This window comes from Streptomyces brasiliensis, assembly GCF_014647875.1.
GTDB lineage: Bacteria > Actinomycetota > Actinomycetes > Streptomycetales > Streptomycetaceae > Streptomyces > Streptomyces brasiliensis.
Genome location: NZ_BMQA01000161.1, coordinates 1 through 4,776 on the forward strand (window position 1 = coordinate 1; position 4,776 = coordinate 4,776).

The 4,776-nt window shown below is 66.9% G+C and carries 5 protein-coding genes and 1 tRNA gene; 2 read left to right on the forward strand and 4 right to left on the reverse strand.

Annotated features, from left to right (window positions below; translation table 11 throughout):
- Positions 1-159: 159 nt before the first annotated feature.
- Both IEZ19_RS49070 and IEZ19_RS49075 read right to left on the reverse strand, forming a co-directional pair.
- Positions 160-573, reverse strand: a complete 414-nt coding sequence (locus tag IEZ19_RS49070; protein ID WP_189317844.1) for a hypothetical protein — start codon at positions 571-573, stop codon at positions 160-162.
- Complete coding sequence (locus tag IEZ19_RS49075) at positions 570-911, reverse strand: hypothetical protein (RefSeq protein ID WP_189317845.1); 342 nt, start codon at positions 909-911, stop codon at positions 570-572. The genes IEZ19_RS49070 and IEZ19_RS49075 overlap by 4 nt, the downstream gene beginning before the upstream one ends.
- A gap of 1,175 nt (positions 912-2,086) precedes the next feature.
- Here IEZ19_RS49075 and IEZ19_RS49080 point away from each other — a divergent pair.
- Positions 2,087-2,686, forward strand: coding sequence for a DUF1707 SHOCT-like domain-containing protein (locus IEZ19_RS49080; protein ID WP_189317846.1), 600 nt, complete (start codon positions 2,087-2,089; stop codon positions 2,684-2,686).
- Positions 2,687-2,831: 145 nt separating this feature from the next.
- Here IEZ19_RS49080 and IEZ19_RS49085 read toward each other — a convergent pair whose 3' ends face one another.
- Positions 2,832-3,479, reverse strand: a complete 648-nt coding sequence (locus IEZ19_RS49085; protein ID WP_189317847.1) for a vWA domain-containing protein — start codon at positions 3,477-3,479, stop codon at positions 2,832-2,834.
- A 49-nt stretch (positions 3,480-3,528) separates the two neighbouring features.
- On the opposite strand from IEZ19_RS49085, the gene IEZ19_RS49090 reads away from it, so the two are divergent.
- Positions 3,529-3,610: transfer RNA gene (locus tag IEZ19_RS49090), tRNA-OTHER, on the forward strand.
- Positions 3,611-3,932: 322 nt separating this feature from the next.
- Here the strand turns inward: IEZ19_RS49090 and IEZ19_RS49095 are convergent.
- Positions 3,933-4,776: transposase (locus IEZ19_RS49095; RefSeq protein WP_189317848.1), on the reverse strand; the 844-nt coding region annotated here is incomplete at its 5' end.

Here is a 4,776-nt window from a genome sequence, read left to right on the forward strand (position 1 = left end):
ATCCGCACCGACCGCGTGGCCGCCGCCGGCCCCAACGGCGCTGACCTGTGGTGGTCCGGCGTGAGCGCAGGCGTTGGTTCTCTCGGTTCCTGAAGCCGAAGGCGTTGCGTGCTTCGACCGGTGAACGGCGGACCAATGGTGGCCTCGATGACCAAACAGTCAAAGGACGTCCAGCGTTCGGATGAGCTCGCCGACCTCCGTGCGCCAGGCGCGGACTTGCTCGTAGGTGGGCCCGATTTCGTACTGGTGGTAGTGGCACCCCAGGCACAGGTGCGACCAGACGGCGCGGGTTCGCCGGGCAGTTTCCCCAGGGGTGTAGCAACGCAAGCAGAGCATCTTGGCTCGCATGGTGGTGCGGGCGAGTCCTGGTACTGCTGCGTTGAGGACCCGGTCCACGCAGATCTCCAGGGCAGTCCTCAGGGCCAGTGAGGCTCCGCGGTGACGGCCGGCGGCTGTGGCACCGCCGAGGTCGCCGGCGAGCAGCCGGTCGGCCGTCAGCAGGAGGTCTTCGACGGAGGCGGGGGAAGCGGGTGCTGCGGATATGGAGGCTGAGGATGCGGCGAAGGCATTCATCGGGCGCTCACCTCCGGCTTGCGCACCTTCTGGGCCAGAGCCTCGACGTCCTGGACGAAACGGCGCGGGTCGGTGATCTGCGCTCCGGCGGCGTGGGCTCCTCTCTGGCACTGCTTGATGAGGTATGCCGCCTGCGCTCCGTAGCGGGCTTTCACTTCCTTGTCGACGTCGCGGATCCGTGTGATGTCGCCGAACAGGGCGAGCGCCGCGACCTTCGTGAACTTCTCGGCGTCGTCGACGGCGGCGTGCAGTTCCTGCTCAGGTCCGCCGGAGAAGTGGTGCTTGATCCACGCGGCTTCCAGGAAGGCGTTCTCCAGGGCGATACGGCACAGGCCCATGACACGCGGCTTCAGCGGGCGTTCATGAGCCAGGAGTTGCCGGTGACGGTGTTCCAGGTCGAGCGGAGCCCAGTCGCACTTTGTGATCTGACGGGGCGGCAGGTCGCGTGGGGGGGGGCGTACTGAGCAGTGAAGATAAGAAGCAGTTCGCCTTCACGATCGCGTTGGCGGGTTCGGCAGAACAGATGGCGTCGAAGGGCGGGCTGGGGAGGCGGGGGGCTGATGGAGTCCGTGGAGCAGGGCGAGGGCCAGGGCGAGCGGGAAGACGCCGCACGACGTTCAGCACGCCCTGGAGCGCGGCGAGCGCGTCGGTGACCTGGCCGAGTTCGGCGCGGCACCGGGCCGCCTGGGCACTCCAGCTCCCTTATGGCGTTCTCCCTAACCGCGGCGCAAGCGCGCGGCAGCCGTGCAGGGCCCCGACATGGAGCAGGTCGCCGCCGCGGTGGCCGGGCTGCGCAAGGCCCCGAGGCCACCTGTTGATCATGGTGTTGAGGAAGCACGGCCGGCAGCGACTTACGACGCTCACGTCTGGGCCATCGACTGAGCGGACTTCGCCGAAGCTCATCGTTGCCACTCGGTACCTCATCTACGCTGTGGCCACTTAAGTGCACTGGGGGGCACCGTGCTGATCGTTCTAATCGGCTTGGCCATAGGTGCGGCCTACGTCTGTCATGGCACGCCGTTGTTCATCCCTGCCGTGATCGTAGCCATTTGCTCCTTCTGGTCCAATGGGGGTCATATCTAACTTCCGTGGCACGCCTGAGGTCCCTCGCCTGGCTACGGCCGTCAGTCTGGTTCGTCCTTACGCTGATCTTCGGCATCACGGGCTTGACCATCGGCTGATGGGCCTTCGCCTGGTTCCCCAAGGTCGGCGGAGTCTCAATGACCGAGTCAACAGCTCGTTGGTACTCGATCAGATCTTCTGGAAGTGATGGCCCAAGTCTCTGACGTGCGGCGGCTCACTGCGACGTGCCCTGTGACCTGCGTGGATGCCGGGACTAGTTGTCATCATCTGTCAACGCCGGTTCGCCCCGGACGGCCCAGAGACGGCCCACGCGGCGCATCCGTCAGGCCAGGTGGAGGCTGGGCTGTTCCCCCGTGCCGCACATTGCCGTTGTCCGTGACTGCCCACTGCGTACCGCTGCGTTACGTGTGCCGTCCGTATGATCTCGCGCATGACAGCTGAACACCCGGAGCCCGCGGCACAGAGCGAACTGCGTGCATCTCATGCCGACCGCGAAAGGGTGGTGGAGCGACTGCGGGACGCAGCTGCCGAGGGCCGCCTTGATCTGGACGAGCTGGATTCCCGCTTGGGCCGAGCACTGACCGCCAAGACCCTTGCCGATTTGAAACCGCTCATCGCAGACCTGCCCCACGTCGATTCTCCAGAACTGGGACAGCCGCTCGTGATCAAGGGCGGCATCCATGGTGCGGTGCGTGCAGGACACTGGCGGGTCCCCGCACGGATCACCGCATACGGCGATATGGGCGGTGTCAAGCTCGACTTCACCCAGGCTGACTGCGACTTGCCCAAGGTTGAGATAGAGGTGCGGGGTCAGATGGCCGGCGTCACCATCGTCATCCCTCGTAGCTGGGCCGCAGACACAGACGGAGTGGCACCCGGTGTCGGCGGCGTGAAGGACAAAACGACGCCCGATCGGGTCCCCGGTGCACCGCTGATCCGCCTACACGGCTCCGGCGGTATGGGTGGGGTGGTCGTTCGTCATCCCAACATCCGTGAACGCCGCAAACTCAAGCGTGACGAGCCCCTTTAGGTAGAGCCATGGCGCCTGCGTGAAACACAGAGCCATAGCCCGAAGAGGATGACCGGCCCTAGGGCGCGTGACGCGAGCTGACGGCCTTGTAGTGGGGTGAGGCAGCACCCGCGGGAAATGCTCCGGCTGCCAGACACGGGGTGTCTCAGCCCAGCGGGATGCGGCGGCGCCATCGGGTCGACGCCTTTCTGATCCGCCGCGTCCGCCACCAGTCGCCGAACTTCGAGCCCCACCCCTGCGTCTTCAGGATCAGGACGTTCTCCGGATCGCCGGGGCGCTCGCCCAAGGTGTCCAGTGCGCCGAGGTGCAGAACACGCTCGACGTCATAGTTCGCTCCGATGAACACCCAGAAGACGGGATAGCGGGCAGCCCTCTTCAGCGTGGCGATGACGGCGGCGCCGTCACCCGGCGAGGAGGTAAGCACGATGACCGCGAGCGTGTGGCCGTTCAGGTCACCCGTCGCCGCGATGATCGCCTCCAGCGTTGGGGCGAGCGCGAACCCCCCTGGCCCGAAAGCCTTGTTCTTCTTCACCAGACGCTCGGCCGCGTTGCTCTGCCGCTCACCTCGCAGGGCGTCGACCGGGTCGCCCGTGGCGAACCACTCGTCGACCCAGCGCCCCATGTCGTCTGCCCCGGGCACCGGAACCCGGACCGGCTTCCGCTGAAACACCCAGAAACCGGCGGGTGGCCCACCGAAACTCTGGCGTGCCATCTCCACACAGAACCGCGCGCCGTCGACGGCCAGATAGTCCAGATCCCCCTTGGGCGCCCCCACGGCTATGGCGACATTCATACGAACCCTCCTGGCCGGCGCCGGACACGATCCTCTCTCTCCCACGGCCGGGGCGTCTCCGTCAAGCTGTGAGCAATCTTGAAAACGTCGTGGCAGCGATGTCACCGTGGGTTCAAATCCCACCGCCTCCGCACTGCGAGCAGTAAGAACGGCCCCTGACCAGGTAAATCGGTCGGGGGCCGTTCTCCTGTGCGCTGTCCGTCAACCACCATGGTTCCCCGTCAGTTCCCGGTAGTTCGGGCACGGCAGGGGCACGAGCATCCCCGTATGACCGGGGTCCGGTGGGGACTACTCAGGACGCCGATCGCGCGCCACGCTCGTGCGGCCACCCCGCGAGCCGCCTCTTACTCCCACCGGTTCGGCATCCGGCTCGGGCGCCCCCGGGGCGCCTGTTGCCGGGACGGCTCGACTCTACGGAGTTTGACTCTGTCGGGGATCTTGGAGTTGCCGAGGTCAGGTGCCCAGGGTGCGCCAGGACTTCGGCCGGGGGATCTCGTGCTGATCGAGGTAGGTCTGGAAGGCGGTCGGTCGGCGAGGAGGGGGTGCTTCCTCGGTCGCTGGGAGACCGCTGAGGCGCTCGATGTTAATGGCGACGGCGGTCAGGACGTGCTGGAGATGGACCTTGCCCTGGCCTCGGTAGCGGCAGCGGCGCATGCCGTGTCCGTGGGCGAACTCGTTGACCGTTCCCTCTACTCCGGAGCGGACCGCGTAGCGGGTCTTCCACTCAGGTGTCTGTTGCTCGGCACGGACGCGGAGTTGCAGGTCGCGGAGTTCTCGCGGGGGAAAGCCGACGGTGCGGTGGCTTTCGCGGGAGGTGGTGCACTGGGCGCGGGCCGGGCAGGGTTGGCACTGGCTCTTGGTGAACCGGGCCACGATCAGCGGGGCCGCGGTGGGTGAGGAGGTCGGGTAGGGGCCGTGCCAGCCCTGGCTGACCTGTCCCTGGGGGCAGGTGACCTGCTGGCGGTCGTAGTCGATGTGGAAGTCGTCGCGGGCGAAGCCTTCACCCCGGCGGTGTTGCCGGGTGGGGTTGCCCCGGAGCGGCCCGGAGACGGTGACCTGGTGGTCATGTGCGGCTTGTGCAAGGTGGGGCAGGGAGGTGTAGCCGCTGTCGACGAGGTGCTCGGCGGGCAGCAGGCCGCGGCGGTGCAGGCGGGTGTGGATGCCGGGCAGAACCTTGCTGTCATGGGTGGTGGCCGCGGTGGTGGCCACGTCCGTGATCACGTTGGGGCCGTTGGGAGCACAGGTCTCGGTCAGGTGAGCGGAGAACCCCTTCCAGCTGATGATGTGTCCGTGGCGT